The 20,842-nt window shown below is 53.5% G+C and carries 13 protein-coding genes; 11 read left to right on the plus strand and 2 right to left on the minus strand.

The window, feature by feature from the left end; translation table 11 throughout:
- Positions 1-528, plus strand: a 528-nt coding sequence (locus tag ACMHXI_RS17865) for a transposase (RefSeq protein ID WP_413735671.1), incomplete at its 5' end; no start/stop codon positions are given.
- 38 nt (positions 529-566) lie between these two features.
- Here the strand turns inward: ACMHXI_RS17865 and feoB are convergent.
- Both feoB and ACMHXI_RS17875 read right to left on the minus strand, forming a co-directional pair.
- Complete coding sequence (gene feoB / locus ACMHXI_RS17870) at positions 567-2,861, minus strand: Fe(2+) transporter permease subunit FeoB (protein WP_093983284.1); 2,295 nt, start codon at positions 2,859-2,861, stop codon at positions 567-569.
- A complete protein-coding gene (locus tag ACMHXI_RS17875; protein WP_025010714.1) occupies positions 2,854-3,093 on the minus strand; it encodes a FeoA family protein in 240 nt (79 codons plus the stop codon). Before ACMHXI_RS17875 ends, feoB begins: the two co-directional genes overlap by 8 nt.
- 429 nt (positions 3,094-3,522) lie before the next feature.
- Here ACMHXI_RS17875 and ACMHXI_RS17880 point away from each other — a divergent pair, with 429 nt between their 5' ends.
- The 10 genes from ACMHXI_RS17880 (at position 3,523) to ACMHXI_RS17925 (ending at position 20,811) form a co-directional block, all read left to right on the plus strand.
- A complete protein-coding gene (locus ACMHXI_RS17880) occupies positions 3,523-4,506 on the plus strand; it encodes a DmsE family decaheme c-type cytochrome (protein WP_144217291.1) in 984 nt (327 codons plus the stop codon).
- Positions 4,507-4,516: 10 nt separating this feature from the next.
- Positions 4,517-6,628: an MtrB/PioB family decaheme-associated outer membrane protein gene (locus tag ACMHXI_RS17885; RefSeq protein ID WP_129979569.1), complete on the plus strand. Its 2,112-nt coding sequence runs from the start codon at positions 4,517-4,519 to the stop codon at positions 6,626-6,628.
- 19 nt (positions 6,629-6,647) lie between these two features.
- Complete coding sequence (locus ACMHXI_RS17890) at positions 6,648-8,579, plus strand: OmcA/MtrC family decaheme c-type cytochrome (protein ID WP_413735674.1); 1,932 nt, start codon at positions 6,648-6,650, stop codon at positions 8,577-8,579.
- 95 nt (positions 8,580-8,674) lie between these two features.
- A complete protein-coding gene (locus ACMHXI_RS17895; RefSeq protein WP_413735676.1) occupies positions 8,675-10,861 on the plus strand; it encodes an OmcA/MtrC family decaheme c-type cytochrome in 2,187 nt (728 codons plus the stop codon).
- Between the two features lie 302 nt (positions 10,862-11,163).
- The gene (locus ACMHXI_RS17900) at positions 11,164-13,305 is read left to right on the plus strand and encodes an OmcA/MtrC family decaheme c-type cytochrome (protein WP_044734226.1); all 2,142 of its coding nucleotides are present in this window, start codon (positions 11,164-11,166) and stop codon (positions 13,303-13,305) included.
- Positions 13,306-13,614: 309 nt separating this feature from the next.
- The gene (locus tag ACMHXI_RS17905) at positions 13,615-15,597 is read left to right on the plus strand and encodes a multiheme c-type cytochrome (RefSeq protein WP_156019913.1); all 1,983 of its coding nucleotides are present in this window, start codon (positions 13,615-13,617) and stop codon (positions 15,595-15,597) included.
- A 67-nt stretch (positions 15,598-15,664) separates the two neighbouring features.
- Positions 15,665-16,654, plus strand: coding sequence for a DmsE family decaheme c-type cytochrome (locus ACMHXI_RS17910; protein ID WP_093983290.1), 990 nt, complete (start codon positions 15,665-15,667; stop codon positions 16,652-16,654).
- Positions 16,655-16,666: 12 nt separating this feature from the next.
- Positions 16,667-18,754 (plus strand): MtrB/PioB family decaheme-associated outer membrane protein, encoded by a 2,088-nt coding sequence (locus ACMHXI_RS17915; RefSeq protein ID WP_144167776.1) that lies wholly within the window; start codon positions 16,667-16,669, stop codon positions 18,752-18,754.
- 189 nt (positions 18,755-18,943) lie between these two features.
- Complete coding sequence (locus ACMHXI_RS17920; protein ID WP_025886743.1) at positions 18,944-20,032, plus strand: M35 family metallo-endopeptidase; 1,089 nt, start codon at positions 18,944-18,946, stop codon at positions 20,030-20,032.
- Between the two features lie 200 nt (positions 20,033-20,232).
- Positions 20,233-20,811 (plus strand): hypothetical protein, encoded by a 579-nt coding sequence (locus ACMHXI_RS17925; protein ID WP_413735679.1) that lies wholly within the window; start codon positions 20,233-20,235, stop codon positions 20,809-20,811.
- Positions 20,812-20,842: the final 31 nt, after the last annotated feature.

Here is a 20,842-nt window from a genome sequence, read left to right on the forward strand (position 1 = left end):
CCTGACAATATTGAAGCTCGCTTACTGACAAAGACGATAAAAGGTAAGTCGGTTTCCATTTTGACCTCATTAACGGACCCCTTGCGTTATCCGGGGGCAGATATAGCGGATTTATATGCCCATCGATGGGAGATAGAAGTGGGCTATCGGGAGATGAAGCAGCATCTTCTGGAGAGTCGCTTTACGTTGCGTAGTCAATTGCCAGAGTTGGTTATCCAAGAATTGTGGGGAGTACTGTTGGCCTATAACCTCATCAGATACAAGATGGTGTTGATGGCTAAGAGCTTACCGTCGTTACATCCGAACCAATTAAGCTTTAGAGATGCATCGAGTTATATCATTTTTAAACTGACTCAGCTGTCATCTCAAATGCCTGGGAATGTTCCGAGAGAGGTCTTGGACATAGTGCGTAATGCGAGGCAGTTCAAGCTTGATGGGAAACGGGATAGAGCCTATCCACGTGCGTTAAAAATGAGTAAAAACAAGTATCCCATTAAGCCTAAGAAAAATGCCGTTCACACTAAGTGAACGGCATTAGCCAAGATGGCTGCTTTTTATCTGCGACCTTACTCAGTCACTATCTTTATACCCGGAATGATCTCCTGGGTCTTGCGGCCTTTACGCTTCAGCCACATATAGAAACCAATCAGGGCGAAGACAAAGAAGCTTATCCAGGCGGTGGACTGCAATGGATGCTCGGCAAAAGTCGCACCTTGGTAGACCACAGTGGCACTGCCGTAAGCCAGTGCAAAGGTCCAGGTCGCGGCAAAGGTAGCCCAGCGACTGCCAAATTCATTCACCAGTGCACCCATAGCGGCCACACACGGTGTGTACAGCAGAATAAACAGCAGATAAGAGAAGGCAGCCAATTGTCCGCTGAATCCTGCCTGCAGTGCACCGAATGTGGACTGATCAACCCCCTGCTCTTCGGCAGCCAGCGTCTTATCCTCAACATGGCCCACAGACAGCTTGAGCGGATCTTCCATCACTATGCCGAACAGGTTGGCCGGAATGGTCGCCAGCGCCTCGGAGAAGCTGTCCATCAATGGAGTAAGCTCGCCATCACCGCCATCAGCCGTGCTATACAGGCTATTGAGCGTGCCCACCACCGCTTCTTTGGCGAAGATACCCGTCACTATCCCAACAGTAGCCGGCCAGTTGTCTTCCTCTATCCCCATGGGCGAGAACACCGGAGTGATCTTCTGACTGGCGACACTGAGCAAAGACTCCTGACTGTCTTCATGGCCGAAGCTGCCGTCAACGCCTATGGCATTGATAAAGTTGAGCAGAGTCACTACAACCACAATTGTCTTGCCGGCACCGAGAATAAAGCTCTTGGTACGTTTACCTGTGCGGGAAGCCACCGCTTTGAGCTTGGGCAGTTCATAGCTTGGCAGCTCCATCACTACGGCGCTGCTGTTACCGGGCAGCAAGGTCTTGCGCAGCAGCAGGCCTGTGCCTATCGCAGCCAAAATACCGATAAGGTAGAGACCGAACACCAGGTTCTGACCTGAATCAGGGAAAAAGGCCGCCGCAAACAAGGCGTATACCGGCAATCTGGCACCGCAGGACATAAAGGGCGCCATCATACCCGTGACAATACGTTCACGCTCACTGCCCAGTGTGCGGGTCGCCATGATGGCAGGCACAGAGCAGCCAAAACCGACAATCATGGGTACGAAGGCCTTGCCGGGCAGGCCGATACGGCGCATCAGGCCGTCAACCACAAAGGCGGCACGGGCCATATAGCCAGAGCCTTCCAGCACAGATAAAGCCAAAAACAGCGCCGCGATAACCGGAATAAAGGTCGATACCGTCTGAATACCCTGACCTATACCACCGGCCAGCAGAGTCACCAACCAGGCAGGAGCTCCTATATTGGTCAGCAAAGCCCCGAAATGATCGACAAACAGCGCGCCGGCACTGATATCGAAGAAGTCGATAAAGGCACTGCCCACGTTGATGGCAAACATGAACATCAGGTACATCACCAGCAAAAATACCGGAATACCCAACACAGGATGCAATACCAACTTATCGAGCCTGTCACTCAAGGTCAGCTGGCCGTCGGCATTGACCGACCCCTTATAAACCCGCTCAACAAAGTCAAAACGTGTGGTGGCCACCATGATCTCTATGTCTTTGCCTTCCAGTGCCAGTTTATCCGTCACTCTGGAGACCTGTTCATCGAGCAAATTGTTCTGGCAAGAACCACAGCCCAAGCCATTGGCCAACATGGCCAGCGCCCGGCCCCGGCTTAATTGACTGTCGCTGCCCATAATGGCTGTGACACCGGTTTCAATGGTGGCGTCATATTGCAGCATCAAAGGCGACTCTGAAACCCGCCCTTCCAGCAGCTCTATCACCTGTTCCTTGACCCGCTCGACGTCTTTGGCTTCTCTTGAAGTCACTCCTATTACGGGGCAACCCAGCTCTCGACTCATGGCTTGGGTATCGACCCGAATGCCGCGCTTGACCGCCGCATCCATTTTGTTGAGCACCACAACCATGGGAATACCCAGCTCACGCAGCTGCACTGTCAGATACAGGTGACGTTCGATATTGGTGGCATCCACCAAGTTGATAATGCCATCTACTTTCTGGTTGGCCAGATACTGCTGAGCAATCTGCTCATCCAACGAGCAATCACAGTTGCTACCGGCGGGAAGAAGATCGTAAATGCCGGGTAAATCGGTTAGAAAGACATCATCGCCATTAAGCGAAAAGTGGCCGGTCTTCTTCTCGACTGTCACCCCGGACCAGTTACCTACCTGTTGATTGGCACCTGTCAGGGCGTTGAACAATGTCGACTTACCGGCATTGGGATTACCGACAGTGACACAATGGAACTGCTTAGTCATTGGCCTTTTCCACCTCTATAATCTGTGCCAGATCCTGACGCATGCACAACTTGCTGCCGCGAATGTCCAATTCCAACCCGGATCCCATGGGAGCACGGCGGATCAAAGAAAAACAGGTATTGGGGGTGATCCCCATGGACAGGAGCTTGCGTTTGACCACTGCAGGCAGATCCAGATGGCCAACTTCGGAAATCATGGCGCGATCACCGGGTTTCAATTCACTTAACTTCATTGCCTCTACCACTGAAAACAGCATGCAAGCATGCGGGTAATGATTCGATTCTACCTGAAACAGTCAAATAAGAACTTTATCTGGATCAAGCTTTTCAACTGGTAACGATAATAGTTTTCAATTGTGTTGGCTATTATGGGACAAAAGCTAGCTGGAATAAACCGTTTAACTGCAAATAAAAGTAACTGAACCGCGGCTTTTTCTGCGGCGGATCCCAAATTCGAACAAAGACACACCATACCCAAAACGAGGCATGGATCACACTTTGTTGTTTTCTTTTTTAAATCAGCCTTCTTTACCCATAAGCATCATCAAAAAGTTATCGCTTTGTCACTTTTTTGCTCTATTCTTTAACATTAGCAATTCGGTAAATTACTGATGCATGCCTAATAACTATAAATCGGCAATGAACGCGCTCAGGATGGAATGATGAAAATGGATAACTCGAGTAAACCAAGCCTTTGGGGGTTGGGTTGCGCTCTCCCCTTATTGTTATTGTTGGCCTTCCCGGCCAAAGCTACCCCGTGGGACAACCAGGACCCGGCCGAAGTTGAAGCCACACTGGACAAGAAATTTGCCGAAGGCAAATACTCCCCCAAGGGTGCTGACAGCTGCCTGATGTGTCACAAAAAGAACCAGAAGGTAATGGCGCTTTTTGATGGTGTACACGGCAATCCCAACGTCTCTCAATCTCCGATGGCCGATCTGCAATGCGAAGCCTGCCACGGCCCCATGGGGAAACACAACCGCGGCGGCAAGGAGCCGATGATCACCTTCGGTGCCGACTCGCCGGTCCCGGCCGACAAGCAAAACAGCGTCTGCCTCAGTTGCCACCAGGATGAGCAGCGTCTGGGCTGGAGTGCCAGCCACCACGACACGGCCGGAGTTGCCTGTGCCAGTTGTCACCAGGTGCATACAGGCCAGGATCCCATCCAGAGCCGTGAAACCGAAGTCGCCGTTTGCAGCAGCTGTCACTCAGAGCAACGTGCCGACATTCACAAACGTTCCGCGCACCCGATACGCACAGAGCAGATGGTCTGCAGCGACTGCCACAATCCTCACGGCAGTCTGGGGGACGCCAGCCTGAAGCAGATGACGGTCAACGAAAACTGTTACAGCTGCCACGCCGAAAAGCGCGGGCCCAAGCTGTGGGAACACGCCCCGGTTACAGACAACTGCGCCAGCTGTCACAACCCTCATGGCAGCGTCAACGAAGCCATGCTGTTGGCCAAACCGCCTCAGTTGTGTCAGCAATGCCATGCTTCCGACGGCCATGCAGCCAGAGCCTACTTCCCGGCCAATGAGCAAACCGGCTTGATGCCCAACGCCTATAACGCCGGCAACTCCTGCCTGAACTGCCACACCCAGGTGCATGGTTCCAACCATCCATCCGGCAAACTCTTGCAGCGATAAGGAGCTGAGTATGGTTATCGAGAAACAGACACAGATGAAACTATCACTGCTGGCGCTCACCATAGCCTGTGCACTGCAACCGGCCTGGGCCGGTGGCTATTCGCTGCAACAGGCCAATCGCGCCGAGCTCAAGCAAGACAAGTGGAGTTGCGGCCAGTGCAAGTTGCCACAGGAAAGCCGCGGCACGCTCGAAGCCGGTGTAGCCTACAATGATGGCGACAATGCGGTGTTTGCCAACAGTAGTGGCACAGATGCCGATGGCGCCACGGGGCACCTTGGCGGCGATGTCGTCTTTTATGGTGAACAGGGTTACCGTACCCACATTGAAGCCGACAAACTGGGCTATGACACCGGCAGCGCCAGCCTGAGTACCGGAAGACCCGGCCAATTTGATATCCGTCTGGGTTATCGCGCCTTGGCCAACTTCGGCCCGGACAATGGCATGAGTCCCTATATCAATCAGGACAACAGGCTGATGTTGCCGGACAACTGGCAAGCGGCTGCCCTCACCTCGCAAATGCCGGGGCTTGATGACAGCCTGACAAGCCAGCGACTGGAAATGAAGCGGGATCGCTTCACCCTGGATGCCCATTACCTGGGCAGCTTTTATAAGGCGGGGCTCAATTACCGTCATGAGCAACGTGATGGCACCCGCCAAACCAACGGCAACTTTCTTACCAACTCCATGGCATTGGCCACCCGGGTGGATGACAGTACTGACGAGCTGGAAGCCAAACTCTATTTCAAAGGAAAGGGCTGGCTGGCCGGCTTCAATTCGACCCTGAGCCAATACAGCAACGACTATCAGGCACTCTATTGGGAAAACGCCTTCTTTCCCACATTCGGCGCCGCCTATAATGGCCAACTTGCCGACAATCCGGACAACAAGGCGCTGAGAGTCGGTGCCGATCTGCAGTTATCCGAGGCCGGACATCAAATATTGATGCACACGGCATTCACCCGCATGTCTCAGGATCAGGCGCTGTTACCGGCCACCATCAATGGTCCTTCCCCCCAGCTGCCCGCAACCGATGGCGACATGCAGATTGACGTGCTGGAACTCAAACTCAAGTATGCCGCCCGCCTCAGCAGAGGCTTGTCGGTTCGCGCCGGCTATGACTATCGCGACCGGGAAAACAAGACACAATTTAAAGACTGGCCACAGGTGAGCAGTGACAGCTGGCACCAGGGCAGCGCCACGCCCGCGGCCTATGACCACACCCGCCAAAGAGCTGATATCGCCTTCAACTACCGTTTTACCCGCGCCCTGTCTCTTGACGCAGGTTACGAGTATGAACACCACAGCTATAGCGATCTGGCGCGCGAATCCCTGTTCCAATCCAGCGTGTTTGCCAAGCTGAACCTGCATGCCAGCCGCGACTGGCAGTTGTGGTTCAAAGGTGAACTCAGTGAGCGCAGTGGCGGCAGTTATCAGGCATCCGAGCTGAGCCAAAGCCCCAATAATCCCTGGATGCGTCAGTATTGGTTGGCAGATCGCAAGCAAACCCTGTTGCGACTGCAAAACGATTACCGCTTCAGCGATGCCCTGTCGTTCAGCCTGGCGCTGAATCACAAGCAGCAAGACTATGATGAGACGCTTATCGGCCTGGATGAAGTCAACAGTTGGGGCTATGGCCTCAGTGGCAACTATCAATTCTCAGCCCAGTTTGGCCTCAATGCCTGGCTCAATCAGGACTGGCAGGATACAGATCAAACCGGCTCAGCTTCTTTCGGCCCCAGCGGTTGGTACAGTCGTGCCAGCGACAGCAGCACTGTCGCCGGGTTCGGCATCTACTATAACGAGTTGCTGGATAAACAACTGGATCTGGGCTTCGACTGGCAATACTCAAAAGGCGAAAGCGACACAGATGTCAGCCAGGGGCTCACTCTGGATTACGGCGACTATTATTCACGCCGTCATACCTTCAACGCCTTTGCCAAGTATCACTTCAGCGACAAGATGGCATTGAGGCTGGATTGGTTGTTTGAACACTATCAGGACAGTGACTGGCTCAATCAGGGATTAACCCCGGATAGCATCCCCAACGTACTCAGCTTTGGAGATCTTGGCCAGGACTATAACGCCCACTATCTGGGGCTGACACTGAGTTACTCCCTATAAAAGCAAGAGGCGAAGAGCGATGTCAAAGGAATACACCCCAAAAACTCCCCTGTTTTACCTAGGCGCGCCACTGCTGACCGCCATGTTGGCTCTCTCAGGTTGCGGAGGTGACGATGGCAACCCTGGAACCCCAGGCGAACCGGGCGGCGAGCCGGCGATGAATATCAGTAAGCTCAATATTGAGGTCAAGGAAACGGCTCTCGAAGAGAGCATTACCCGGGTAGATTACCGGGTCACCAATCAGGATGACGAGCCGGTAGTCGGTATCCCCTCCGGGCGCTTCATTGCCGCGCAGTTGTTACCGGAAGGCACCAGTGGGGCCGGGAACAGCAGTGAGTGGCAGTATTTCACCGCCGAGACCTGCTCCAGCAGCTGCCCTGGCACCTATGTTGACCATAAAAATGGCAACTACTCCTACAGTTTCAGTGCCCCTTTCGACGGGATGAATGAAATAGCTGAAATCGCCGGAGCCACTCACAGAGTAGTGATCAAACTCGGTGGTGATACCTTGGCCGATGGCACCGCATTGCCGGTAACCAATGACCATTACGACTGGCAGCCCCCTGGTGGTGCTCCGGCCTACAGCCGCAACATTGTCTCCATCGACACCTGTAACAGCTGTCACAATGACCTGGCGTTTCACGGCGGTAACTATAACCAGGTGGAAACCTGTGTTACCTGCCACAATGCCACTCGGGTCAGCAATCCGGAAAACATCTTCCCGCAAATGATCCATGCCAAACATCTGGCCGGATTTCCCAAACCCTTGTCCGACTGTCAGACTTGTCATAAAGAGGATGAAACCCTCAGCGAACAGCACAACTGGTTCCGGGTGCCAACCATGGAGTCCTGTGGCAGTTGTCATAACAATATCGACTTCATCAAAGGCGAAGGTCATCCGGCGCAAGCGGATAACAGCAATTGTGTCGCTTGCCACAATCCGGATTGGACCCGCGAAGTACATGCCAATCAGGAGAACATGGCGGCCCTCGAGCAATTCAAGGCCGAGGTCACCAACGCCAGTGTCAGCGGCAGCAGTTTGAGCTTCTCGCTCAAGCTGAGTAACCCGCAGACAGGTGCAGCCTATAACGACAGCGCCGACAAGCAGGTGTTTGTCAACGATCTCAGGGTCTATGCCAACTGGGGCACCAGCTTTGATTACGCCACCCGCTCTGCCCGCTCAATTAGGGTACATGAAGTGGTGCCGCTGTCCGGCAGTGATGGTGTCTATCAGTATCAGTTGAATGGACTGACCATTCCCGCCGGCAGTGAAGCCGATGCAGGTACCCTGGCGATTCAGGGCCGAGTCTGTGCCAGCCAAGGCATGCTGGTCGACTGCAGTGACAGCGCCGCCAGTGTGCTGGTTATCAAGTCGAGCCATCAGTCATTCAACATGGCCGGCCTCACCACGGCCGGACGGCGCCAGGTGGTCAGCAACGAAACCTGCGGCAGCTGCCATGGCGATCAACAGTTGAACTTCCACGGCTCTCGCAACGATTTGGCCGGCCAGTGCCAACTGTGCCACAACCCCAATATGCAGGCCGACGCCACTGCTGCCAATCCATCAGCGAGCAGCGCCGACTTCAAGCAGTTGATCCATGCACTGCACTCGGCCAATTTTGAAGGGTTCGAGACGCTGCAATTCCCGGGGAATATAGGCAACTGTGCTCACTGCCACAGCAAAGATGAAAATGGCGTGCTGAGTATGGCACTGCCACTCAGCCCGGCGGTGCAACCCTTGAGTCTGGATGATGGCAGCTTCACCAGCCCCACGGCGGCAGTCTGCAGTAACTGCCACCAGAGCGATAGTGCCCGCAACCATATGACGCAACAGGGAGCCGTGTTCCAAGGCACTGAAGCTGATGCCAAGGCAGGAACAGAAAGCTGCGCCACCTGTCATGGTCAGGGCGGCATGGCCGATGTCACCAAGGTGCATCCTATCGCCCAGTAACAACAATAAGCCGCCCTTTGAGGGCGGCAATTACAGGAACGGGCCGGTCTTCAAAGGCTGGCTCAGTCGTGCAATCAAAGCAATGCAGGGAAATAATGATGAAAAGCTCAAGACTGGTTAAAGGGCATACCCGCCTGGCATTGGCCACTCTGATGTCGCTGACGCTCATGGCATGTGGCAGTGACGGCAAGGATGGCGAAGACGGCAAGGACGGCGTGATCGGAGTGAATATCGATGCCACTCCCACACTCAAGGTCAAGTTTACCGACGCCAAAGTGGAAGCAGGCAAGGTCACGGTCGACTTTATGTTGACCAATGCCAATGGTGTGGCTGTGTTGGGTCTGAACAAAGATTATGACCTCAGATTTGGTATCGCTCAGCTGACCCATGTGACCGAAACCATAGGTGAAGGTGAGGAAGCCAGAGAAGCCGATTGGGGATTCCAATGGCAAGCCTATATCAATAGCCTCAAACAACCGACAACGGTTCCCGACGGGGTGGATAACCTCAGTCCATCGCCTCAGTATCAGGCCGGAGTCGAAGCCGCCAGCGCCTGCGAAACCTGTCTGGTGGACAATGGTGACGGCAGCTATAGCTATAGTTATCAGGTCAATATTGCCGAAGTCACAGAGCCGCTGGCCATAGCTTATGATGCCGATGCCACTCAAAGGGCCACACTGGAGCTGAAACTCCCCCAGGTTACCGCCAATGCCCATTATGATTGGCAACCCTCCAGCGGCAATACAGAAGGTATCCAGACCCGCAATGTGGTCACCATTGATGCCTGTTACACCTGTCACCAACCGGACAGCCTGGAGCTGCACGGCGGACGTCGAATAGCGCTGGAAAACTGTGCTTCCTGCCATACTGCGACTTCTGGAGATCCTGAGTCGGGTAACAGTGTGGAGTTCACCTATCTGATCCACGCCATTCACCGCGGCGCAGAACGGCATACCTATGATGCCGACGGCAATGAAGTGCCGGCGCCGTACAAGATTGTCGGTTATGGCGGCAGCGTCCACGACTATGGTGTGGTCGGCTTCCCTCGTAAGCCAGCTTCAGACTGTAGCGTCTGTCACCAGGAAGGCAGTGGCGCTCCCGCCAATGCCGATCTGTTCAAGGCAGAGAAGAGCAATACCGCCTGTGTCGCCTGTCACACGGAAAAGCCTTCATCCCACCACTCCAGCACCGACTGTATGGCTTGCCACAACACGGACAATACCTATCACGGTACCGGCAGCGCAGCCAAGCGCCACGGTGATGTAATGCAAGCCTACACTCTGGCAGCCGAACTGAGCGTCAAGGTGTTGGAGGTCAGCAGCAACGCCGGCAAGATGACCTTTAAAGTGCAGGTGCTGGATAAAGACGGTAACGCCATGGATCAAAGCTTTATCGATCAGGGTAGCCGTATGATAGTGGGCTGGGATGTAGACAAGGACTACCCTGCCTACAACGAAGCCTCCTACAGCCAGCGCCGTATTCGTCTCAGTGAAGGCAGTTTTGACACCACCAGCAAGAGCTATACGCTGACTCCGGCGTTTGATATGCCGGCAAGTCCGGATGGCAAGAACTTTGAAATCTGGTCAGCACTGGAAGCCTGCTTCAATAACGGCGGTTATGGTGTTGCCGATATTCAATTGACAGACTGCGCAACCGACGGTGTTCGCTCTGTGGCTATCCAGCAGGAGCCCTACCGCTTTGTCTGGGGTAACAATGGTGTCGACAGCGGTATGGATGCCGTGGCCCGCCGCGCCATCATAGATCCGACCAAGTGCCAAAGTTGTCATGGCAAGGAGATCCATCACTATGACAATGGCGTCAACTGCCAGACCTGCCATACACCGGATAAGACACTGCGTAATGACGCCGATTATCCCGGTGGCAAGATCCCCTCAAGCTTTGCCTGGAAGGCACACGAGCGTGAAGGCCACTTCCTCAAGTATGCAGGGCTCCAGTCCGGCACTGTGCTGAAAACCGATTGTGCCACCTGTCATGCCGAGTCTTCCGGCAGCGTCACAGGTATCACTCTGGGTCGTTCACCGGATCGTGTCTGGCGCTATGGTGACATCAGCAATAGCGGCGCGGATATCTGGGTATCCTCAGATGCAGGCTCCTGCTTGAGCTGCCACCAACAGTACCTCAGCGATGCGGCCAAATCGCATATTCAAGCCAACGGCGGTATTCTGGATGGCATGGATGAGACCGATGTCCGTAATCGTGCCAAAGAGGCCTGTGCCACCTGTCATACCCCGGCTCAGCTGATGACTGCACACGGCAATTAACTTGCGTTTTGCTACCAAAGGGAGGCATGTGCCTCCCTTTTTTATGCAGCAAAATTCGTTAAAAACTCTTTCAAAAAACACGTTTTTTTGATCAGGATTAACGTTTTTTGATCTAGCCGTATACCCCTAAAGAAATAGTCGGATCTTAATCACATAACCCATCTAAAGTGACTGCTTAATCCCCACCACTTGGGTAGCCTTAGCCTTGGAAAAATAATTCCACACACTTTCCATGGTTAATGAGATTTATTCTTATTTAACCTCTGGTTAGTGATGATTAAAATCACTTGCAGGGAAATATCATGATGAAACGGTTTAATTTCAATGCCGCGACTAAAGCGATGTTGGGTGCCGGTTTGCTGTCTCTGATGCTGGCCGGTTGTGGCAGCGACGGTAAGGATGGTGAGACTGGTAAGCCAGGTCCTGTCGGCACACCCATAAGCAAAGTCAACACGCTGAAATCCAAGATTAATTCAGCATCTGTAGACACCAACGGCTTCCTGACAATCAACTTCAGCTTGTCCGATGCCAACGGCGCCGCCGTCTTTGGTTTGAAAAACACTGACATAGGTGCAGTCTCCTTCGGCCGTGTCGGCAGCGAAGATGAGATTGAAGGCCTGACCAATGTAGAAGGCCAAGCGAGAGAGATCTGGCTGAGCTACTTCAACAAAGACAAAGGTGACGGCTTCTACACGGGTTCTTCCTACTTCCAGGGTAAAAACTGCGAAGACTGTCTGACCGACAATCAGGACGGCACCTATACACTGAAACTGAACAAAGCCATAGATACTCTGGGTAAATACGACTACAAGGCCGACATGGTCAATGGTATTTACCTGGGCATCAAAACAGCCAATGCGGCCAACGTTAACCTGGTTAACAACAGCTTCTTCTACTGGCAGCCCTCTTCCGATACCACTCAGGCCAAACCCAAGCCGGTTATCGCCGATGAAACCTGCCAAAGCTGTCACAGACCCGGTCATGCCGGTGAACTGGCCATGCACGGCGGCAAACACGTCACTCTGGAAAGCTGTACTTTCTGTCACACCGACTACAACAGCTACATGAAGGATGACAAGGACGAAAATGGCCAAGTGATAGGCAGCCATAAATTTGATGGTTCCATCAAGGCCATGGCGCACGAAGTGCACAGCCATGCCTTCTACAACGGCATTTTCCCGCAATCAGCCAGCAACTGTCAGACCTGTCACCAACCAGATGAAAACCTGGCTATGGCCGATGCCTGGAAAGCCGATCTGGATGCTGCAACCTGTCTGAGCTGCCACAACAGCCAGTATGCCGTACCTTCCTGGCACTGGGATGCAGAAAACAACCAGATTAAAGAAGACAAACTGAACTGTGTCTCCTGTCACAGCGATCCTGATGGCCATGGCCGTGGTGCCGAACGCGCCCACTACAGCAACAACGACAGTGCCCAATCTGCCAAGACCAGCGTTACTTTCAACAGCATGACTTATGATGAGGCCAGCAAGACCATTAAGGCCAACATGACTGTCAAGCACGGCGACACCAATGTGACACTGGCGCAGATTGACTCCAGCCCATACTCACACGGCGGTTTCACCAGCGCCATCGTCTTCAACGGTGTGGTTAAAGACGACTTCCTGGTTAACTACCAGAAAGTGGGTTACGACCACTTCAGTGAGGGCGCCGACGGCAGCATAGATGTCACCTTCAGCGATGGCGACTTCAAAGTAGCCGAAGTCATGGGTACGCCAGAGGTTAAAGTGGCCCTGAGCAGCCAGTTGCATGTCTGCTTCGATGGCAAAGGCGCTGTAGCCGACTGTAAGCCAGTCGAAGACGGTGTTATCCCTAACTCCGGTCCTTACGTGCCATCTGACACAGCCTACTTCAATGTGGATGGCAGCAAAGTCGACAAGACGCCAAGGGTTCAACATGCCGAAATGACAGCTTGTCAGCAGTGTCACACCACTGCCATCAAGCATCGTTTCTCCAACGACATCGACGGCTGTGCCTCCTGCCACAACGGTACCCGCGACAAGAAGGGTGACGGCTCATCCAACCTGGCGTACATAGTGCACTCCAAGCACTACCTGTATGACAGCTCTGGCAACGGCTTCTTCAAGAAGACAGACTGTCAGACCTGTCACGGTAAAGACGGCTTCTCACTGAAGAAAATTGCCGCCGATGCCGCTCCGGTTGCCTTCGGCAAGACTGAAGATGGCACAGAGCAGACTCTGGTATCACCACAGACTGCCGCCTGCGCCAGCTGTCACCAGCCGCCATACGGCCTGAGTGAAACCACTATCAACCACATAGTGACCAATGGTGGTGTGATAGGTACAGGCCACGGTGTAGCTGCAAGTGATTATGACGCCCAGAAAGGCCAAGAAGCCTGTTCTACCTGTCATACTGATTCCCAGCTGTTGGAAGCTCACTCCAACTGGGGCTTCAGCCACTAAAATTTAACCCTAAAGAGAGGCTTCGGCCTCTCTTTTTTTATCTACCAAATTGCCAAAATCGAATTAAAAAACAGCGTTTTTTTGATCGAGATTAAGTTTTCCCTACCAGCTCAAATACCTCTTTATAAATAGAAAGATCCAAGTCACACATTAACACCAGTCATGCAGCTTTTCGGCCCTGCTTGAGTTAGCCTTTTCGAGGGAAATCCTATTTCCGGTATCGGGTTAAGGGCCAATTACATAATCAATTTGGTTGAGATGACTCAGCCACTCCCTAAACCAGATACTTCCACTATTGCAGGGAACAAGATGATGAACGCACAAAAAACCAGAATCGCACTGCTGCTGGCAGCCAGTGCAGCTACTCTGGCCTTAGGTGGCTGTGGTGGCGATGATGGCAACGATGGTAATCCAGGTAACCCAGGCGGCGAGCCTGCAGGTGAAATCAAAGAGCTGCATTTCAGCTTTGAGCAAGCTGTTGTCAAAGGCGGTATCCCAACGGTTGAATTTACCGTGACCAACGAAGACGATATGCCGGTAGTTGGCCTGCAGAAGTTCCGCTTTGCCGCCGCTCAGTTGCTGCCGGAAGGCGCAACCGGTGCAGGTAATGCCTCTCAGTGGCAGTATTTCGGCAACGAAGACTGTACTGTTAGCAGCAGCTGCGCAGGTACTTTCGTTGACCACAAAAACGGTAGCTACAGCTACACCTTCAGCAAGACCTTGAATGAGCTGAGTAAAGACACTATCAGCTTCAACCCTGAGCTTGCCCAGCGGGTACTGCTGCGCGCTTACAATACGCCTCTGCCTGACGGCACTCTGATCCCCAACAGCAACGCTTTCGTCGACTTCAGTGCCGACTCTGGAGCCTCCGCGGCTTACAGCCGCAAGCTGGTGAGTACAGATAGCTGTAATACCTGTCACGGTGATTTGGCCAACGTCAAACACGGCGGCGCCTACTCAGATGTTAACTATTGCGCCACTTGCCACACCTCAGGCAAGGTAAAACCAGGCAATGAATTCAACGCCATGATCCATACCAAGCACAAGGATCTGGGCCTGGATGCGCTTAACAGCTGCCAATCCTGTCACAACGACACCAATGTCGAGTTGACGCCCGATTGGGGCAACTGGTCCAAAGTACCTACAGCTGCAAGTTGTGGTAGCTGCCACAGCAATATAGATTTTGCTGCCGGTCAGGGCCACAGCCAACAAACCGACAACTCCAACTGTATCGCCTGTCACAACAGCAAGTGGACAGAAGAGCTGCACACAGGTGTAACCGGTGACAAACGTGCCGTTATCGCTCAACGCGGTCTGGCAGCAGAACTGACCGGCAGCGCCGACAACAGTGCGACTCTGACTGTGACCCTGTTGGACAAGGCCGGCAATGCGCTGGATGCCAACAACGAACTGGCCAAGATCAAGCGTCTGGAAACCATCACCAACGTGGGCCCTAACTTCCCTGTCATGGGCTACAACGTCAGCCCAGGAAGCGGTAAAGCCAAGGTCGCCAAAGATCTGGTTAAAGACGGCCAGCTGCAGGACGCCGTGACTCTGGTTGACGGCAAGCTGCAATTCACCGTTCAGGACCTGCCTTTCGGTGCCGGTGATGCCGATACCGCCTTCAGCTTTATCGGTCTGGAAATGTGCAACCAAGGCAGCGAGCTCATCGCCTGTGCCGATGGCGTTGCCACTACCAGCATGAAAGCTCAACTGGCCTTCGGTACCAAGTCAGGTGATGCACCTAGTCACCGTCATATCGACTCAGTGAACTTCGCTACCTGTCAGGGCTGTCACAGCGACACCTTCGAACTGCACAAAGGCCACCATGCCGGCTTTGTGATGACAGAGCAGCTGGGCCGCGAAGTAAACGGCAAGCTCACCGTCGGTGTTGATGGCTGTGTGGCCTGTCATACTCCAGATGGTACTTACGCCAGCGGTGCCAACAAAGGCGCATTGGAGATGAAACTGCACAAGACCCACATTGAAAAGGCTCACGGCCTGATCGGTGGCAACTGTTCAGCCTGTCACAACGACCTGAATCTTGATGCCTTCAAGAACAAGGGGGCTCTGGCAACCTCAGCAGGCATGTACACCACGCCTATCACTGCTACCTGTACTTCTTGTCACACTGTCGGTGGCGACTACATGGTACACACCAAGGAGCAACTGGAAGCCTACGGCGCTGTGGTAGATGGTGATTACACCGCTGCCAACCAGGCTGCGCAGCTGGAAACCTGTTTCTACTGCCACAAGCCAACCGCCGCAGATCACACTCAGGTGAAGATGTAATTTGCCCAGGCCGGGGGAGTCCCCTCCCCCGTCTTTCAAGGGTTTGGACAAATTAAGGATGCCTAATATGAGAATCAGCAAAAATATACCAACACTGCTAAGCGCCCTTTTGGCGACGGCAGTGTTATCTTTTGGTGTCACCCATGCGGCGCACGCCGCCAAGTGGGACGCCAAAATGAGCCCGGAAGAAGTGGAAGCCACCTTGGATCAGAAGTTTGCCGAAGGCAGCTACTCTCCCAAGGGTGCCGACTCCTGTCTGATGTGCCACAAGAAGTCAGAAAAAGTCATGGACCTGTTCAAAGGGGTTCACGGCGCCATCGACTCCAGCAAGAGTCCTATGGCCGGACTTCAGTGCGAAGCCTGTCACGGCCCCATGGGCAAACACAACCGTGGCGGTAACGAACCCATGATTACCTTTGGTAAGGGTTCTACCCTGGCGGCCGACAAGCAGAACAGCGTCTGTCTCTCCTGTCACAAGGATGACAAGCGTATGTCCTGGAACGGCGGTCACCACGACAACGCCGATGTTGCCTGTGCTTCTTGCCACAGCGTACATACCGCCAAGGACCCTGTGCTCTCCAAGAACACTGAGATGGAAGTCTGCACCAGCTGCCACACCAAGCAAAAGGCTGACATGAACAAGCGTTCCAGCCACCCGCTGAAGTGGGCACAGATGGTGTGCAGCGACTGTCACAACCCTCACGGCAGCACGACCGATGCCGATCTGAACAAGGCGTCAGTCAATGACACTTGTTACAGCTGCCATGCGGAGAAGCGCGGCCCAAAACTCTGGGAGCATGCACCCGTCACTGAGAATTGTGTCACTTGCCACAATCCCCACGGCAGTGTCAACGATGGCATGCTTAAGACCCGCGCTCCGCAACTGTGCCAACAGTGTCACGCCAGCGACGGCCACGCCAGCCGTGCTTATCTGGGTAACACAGGCATGGGTTCTCAGGTCAACGACAACGCCTTTACCGGTGGTCGCAGCTGTCTGAACTGTCACAGCCAGATCCATGGTTCAAACCATCCATCCGGCAAGTTGTTCCAACGCTAAGGAGGCGGGAAGATGAAATTCAAACTTAATTTGATCACCCTGGCTCTGCTGGCTCCTGCCAGTCTGGCGATGGCCGCCGACGGTTATGACCTGGCCAATGCCAATACCGAAAAGGTCAAGTTTTCGGCCTGGAGCTGTAAGGGTTGCGTCAGTGAAACCGGTGTATCGGGCACTATTGGCGCCGGAGTTGGCTATAACGACTCTGACGATATCCGTTCTGCCAACGCCTTTGCCGCCGAAGATGACTTTGCCGGCAAGGTGGACGCTGACCTGAACTATCGCGGTGAAAACGGCTATCGAGCCAGTATCGAAGCCGATAACCTGGGTATGGAAAACGGCCGGGTCGATATCAATGCCGGTAAACTCGGACAGTACAATATCAACCTGAACTACCGTCAGATCCACACCTATAAAACTGACTCTGCCATGAGTCCTTATCTGGGAATTGGCAGCGGCAACCTGACACTGCCGGCCAACTGGCAGACAGCCGGTGGCAGCAACGAGATGCCCATGCTGTATGACAGCCTGAGCCCACTGGAGCTGTCGCTCAAGCGCAAGCGCGCAGGCCTGGGTCTTGAATATCAGGGTGAGGAGCTGTGGAGCACCTATGTCACCTATATGCGCGAAGAAAAAACCGGCCTGAAAACTGCGTCCGGCAGCTTCTTCAACCAGTCAATGATGCTGGCCGAGCCTGTGGACTACACCACAGATACCGTCGAGGCAGGGATTAAACTCAAGGGTGACAACTGGTTTACCGCACTCAACTACAATGGTTCATTCTTCAAGAATGATATCCAGACCTTGAGATTCGACAACGCTTTCAACCCAACCTTTGGTGCCCAAAGGGCGGGTTATATGAGCCTGGATCCGGATAACGAATCTCACACTGTGACCTTGAGCGGCCAATTTGCCCAGAAAGGCGCCGTGGTCAGCGGCCGTTTGTTCGCCGGACAGATGACCCAGGATGAGGCCTTTATCACCTCGGGTTACGGCTATCAATTGCCGCAGGAATCCCTGGACGGCAAAGTCGATATCCTGGGGATGAACCTCAAGGCTGTCAAACGCGCGACCCGCAATCTGCGGATCAGCGGCAGTTATGATTACTACGACAGGGACAACCAAACCCAGATCCAGGAATGGACCCAGATCAGTATTAATAACGTCAGTGGTCGTGTGGCCTACAACACCCCTTATGACAACACCAGTCACAAGGCCAAGTTGGCCATGGATTACCGGATTGCCAACGGCATGAAGTTGGACGCAGGTTATGACTACCGTCGTGATGAACGCAGCTATCAGGACAGGGAAATCACCGACGAGAACAGCGTTTGGGCCCGTTTCAGTCTCAACAGCTTTGAACACTGGAATATGTGGATCAAGGGCAGCTATGGCAAGCGCGATGGCTCAGAGTACGAAGCATCTGAATGGACCTCTTCCGAGTCCAACAAGTTGCTGCGCAAGTACAATCTGGCCGACCGCAAGCGCACTCAGGTTGAAGCCAGGGTGACTCACAGCCCTATCGACACCCTGACCCTGGATTTCGGTGCCCGCTATGCGCTGGATGACTACAACAACACGGTTATCGGTTTGACAGAATCCAAAGACCTCAGCTATGACGCCAGCATCAGCTATTTGCTGACAGACGATCTCAGCCTGAGCGCCTTCTACAACCATCAGACCATAGACTCAGATCAGGCCGGCAGCAGCAACTTCAGCACTGTCACCTGGACAGGAACCGTGGAAGACAAGGTGGATGTCATAGGTGCCGGTTTGGCCTACGACAACCTGCTGGAGAAGAAACTGCGTCTGGGACTGGATTACACCTACTCTGACTCGGACTCCAGCACTCAGGTACGCCAAGGCATCACAGGCGACTATGGCGATTACTATGCCAAAGTGCACAACGTCAACCTCTATGCCCAGTATCAGGCTACTGAGAAAATGGCGCTGCGTCTTGACTACAAGATGGAGAAATACGAGGACAACGACGCAGGTAACGATATCGCCCCGGATGGTATCTGGAACCTGGTCAGCTTTGGTGACAACAGCCATGACTACACGGCTCACCTGATCATGTTGAGCGTCAACTACCGTCTGTAATTCTCGCTCTTAGCTCCCAAAAGCCCGCTTTTCGCGGGCTTTTTTCATCTCTTCCCGCCTTCACCTCAAACCAACAAGCATTCGGTAAAATTCCTCTTGCCAGCGGCCCTTTTTGCAGCTTACACTGCAAAACGTTACATTTTTGTAACAAACATAACAATTAAGACTATATGACCTGAGGACAAAGGCATGAGAATCACTCATACACTACAAGGAATAGCCTTGCTCGCGGCCCTTTCCAGTACCAGCGTGCTGGCCGATGGCATTCGTGCCAGCCTGGAGATGAGCCAGCAGAGCTATAAGGCCAGTGATAACGTGTTGGTCACTGTGACCCTGACCAATGACGCCAACCAGCCGGTAAAACTGCTCAAGTGGTACACAGCCGCTGATGGAGTGGAAGAATCCCTGTTCAAAGTCAATGCCGATGGCCTTGACCGTCACTATCTGGGCGCCCATTTCAAACGCCCGGCTCCCGGCAAACAGGACTATATCAAGCTCAAATCCGGTGAGAGTGTGTCCTATCAGGTAGAGTTGTCCTCACTTTACGACATGAGCAGCAGCGGCAACTACGAGATAAGCTATGATGTCAGTTCGTTGCAACTCTTCTCCCCCAACCCGGGCCAACAAAAGAAGCTGGCCCGCTTAGGGATAGAAGGGATACATTCAGATCCGGTCAGCTTCTATGTGGAAGGCCGTGAATTCAAGTCCGGCGCCAACAAGGGTAAACCCGGCAGTGGCGATGGCGGTACAGCACCCGACGGTATCAGCTTTACCGGCCGTTGCAGCAATTCCCAACAGAGCGATATTCTGGCGGGACTGGACGCCGCCCGCGCCATGGCGGCCGACAGCAAACAATACCTCGCGAGCAACAACAACCCCTCAAGCTCGGTGCGTTATGCCACCTGGTTTGGCAGTTACAACAGCAGCCGCTGGAATAGCGTCAGCAGCAACTTCAGTGCCATAGACTCGGCCTTGAACAATCAGCCACTCACCTTCGATTGCAGCTGTAAGAAGAGCTATTACGCCTACGTTTACCCGACTCAACCCTACAAGATCTACATGTGTAACGCCTTCTGGAGCGCACCGGTATCGGGCACCGACTCCAAGGGCGGCACCATAGTCCATGAAATGAGTCACTTCAATGTGGTGGCGGGAACCGATGACATTGTCTACGGCCAAAGTGGCGCCAAATCGCTGGCCCTGAGTAATCCTGCCCAGGCGATTCAAAATGCCGACAGCCACGAATACTTTGCTGAAAACACCCCCTTTCAAAACTAGGGAAGCTACAGCAGATTAGTTTACCTTTCGTGGGCCGGCTCCTCCGGCCCACCTCCCTGTTACCTTGTGAGCTTGGGCGGACGGAACTGCCCCTTTTTTCCTCATAGTCTCAGAGCCATCCCATAACGGCCATCAAGAACTTGCAAGCCTTTCGCCTTTAAGCCAATGTAAGGCGCAGCCTTTATGATGAGAATCTATTGATGAAGTTGAAATATCCTTGTGCCTTGGTCGCCCTTTTTCCGCTATCGGCCATGGCCGCACAACCCGACGGTTTAATGGCCGGGGTGTTTACCATACTGGTGCTGGGTGGTTTTACTTTGGTTAACCTGCTACTGCAGCTGGTTTTTTACTTCAACGGCCAATATAGCCGCCCTGGGTTTGTCCGCAGCCATATCTATTGGGCCTTGCCCATTCCGCTCATTACCCTGTTACTTGTATTCTGGGATCATGCTTCTATTGCCGATCTCAGTATGAACTTCGGCCTGGTGTTGATAGCCGTGGCGCTGGCGTTGTTGCCACTGCAACTGAAAAACTCGGCCAAGATCGCCGGGCCTCAAGCCGGTTGGCGCTTGCTGGCAACCTCTGCCTTATTGTTGCTGCTGGCCAATATCATCTGGCCGCTGACTATACCGGCAATGCTTATCGCCTGGAGTGCTCCTGATTGGCAGCAGTGTAAAGAAAACGGCTTTAAGCTCAGCCGGATAGTGTTGCTGCTCGCGGCGCTGGGGCTGACTTTGTATGAAGGCTTTCAGGCCTGGCAACATTTTTTCGGTGTCTGATTTTCGGAGCCTAGTTTTCGAAGCCTAAGTA

The organism is Shewanella sp. BJSY2023SW005, assembly GCF_047314585.1.
Lineage (GTDB): Bacteria > Pseudomonadota > Gammaproteobacteria > Enterobacterales > Shewanellaceae > Shewanella > Shewanella algae.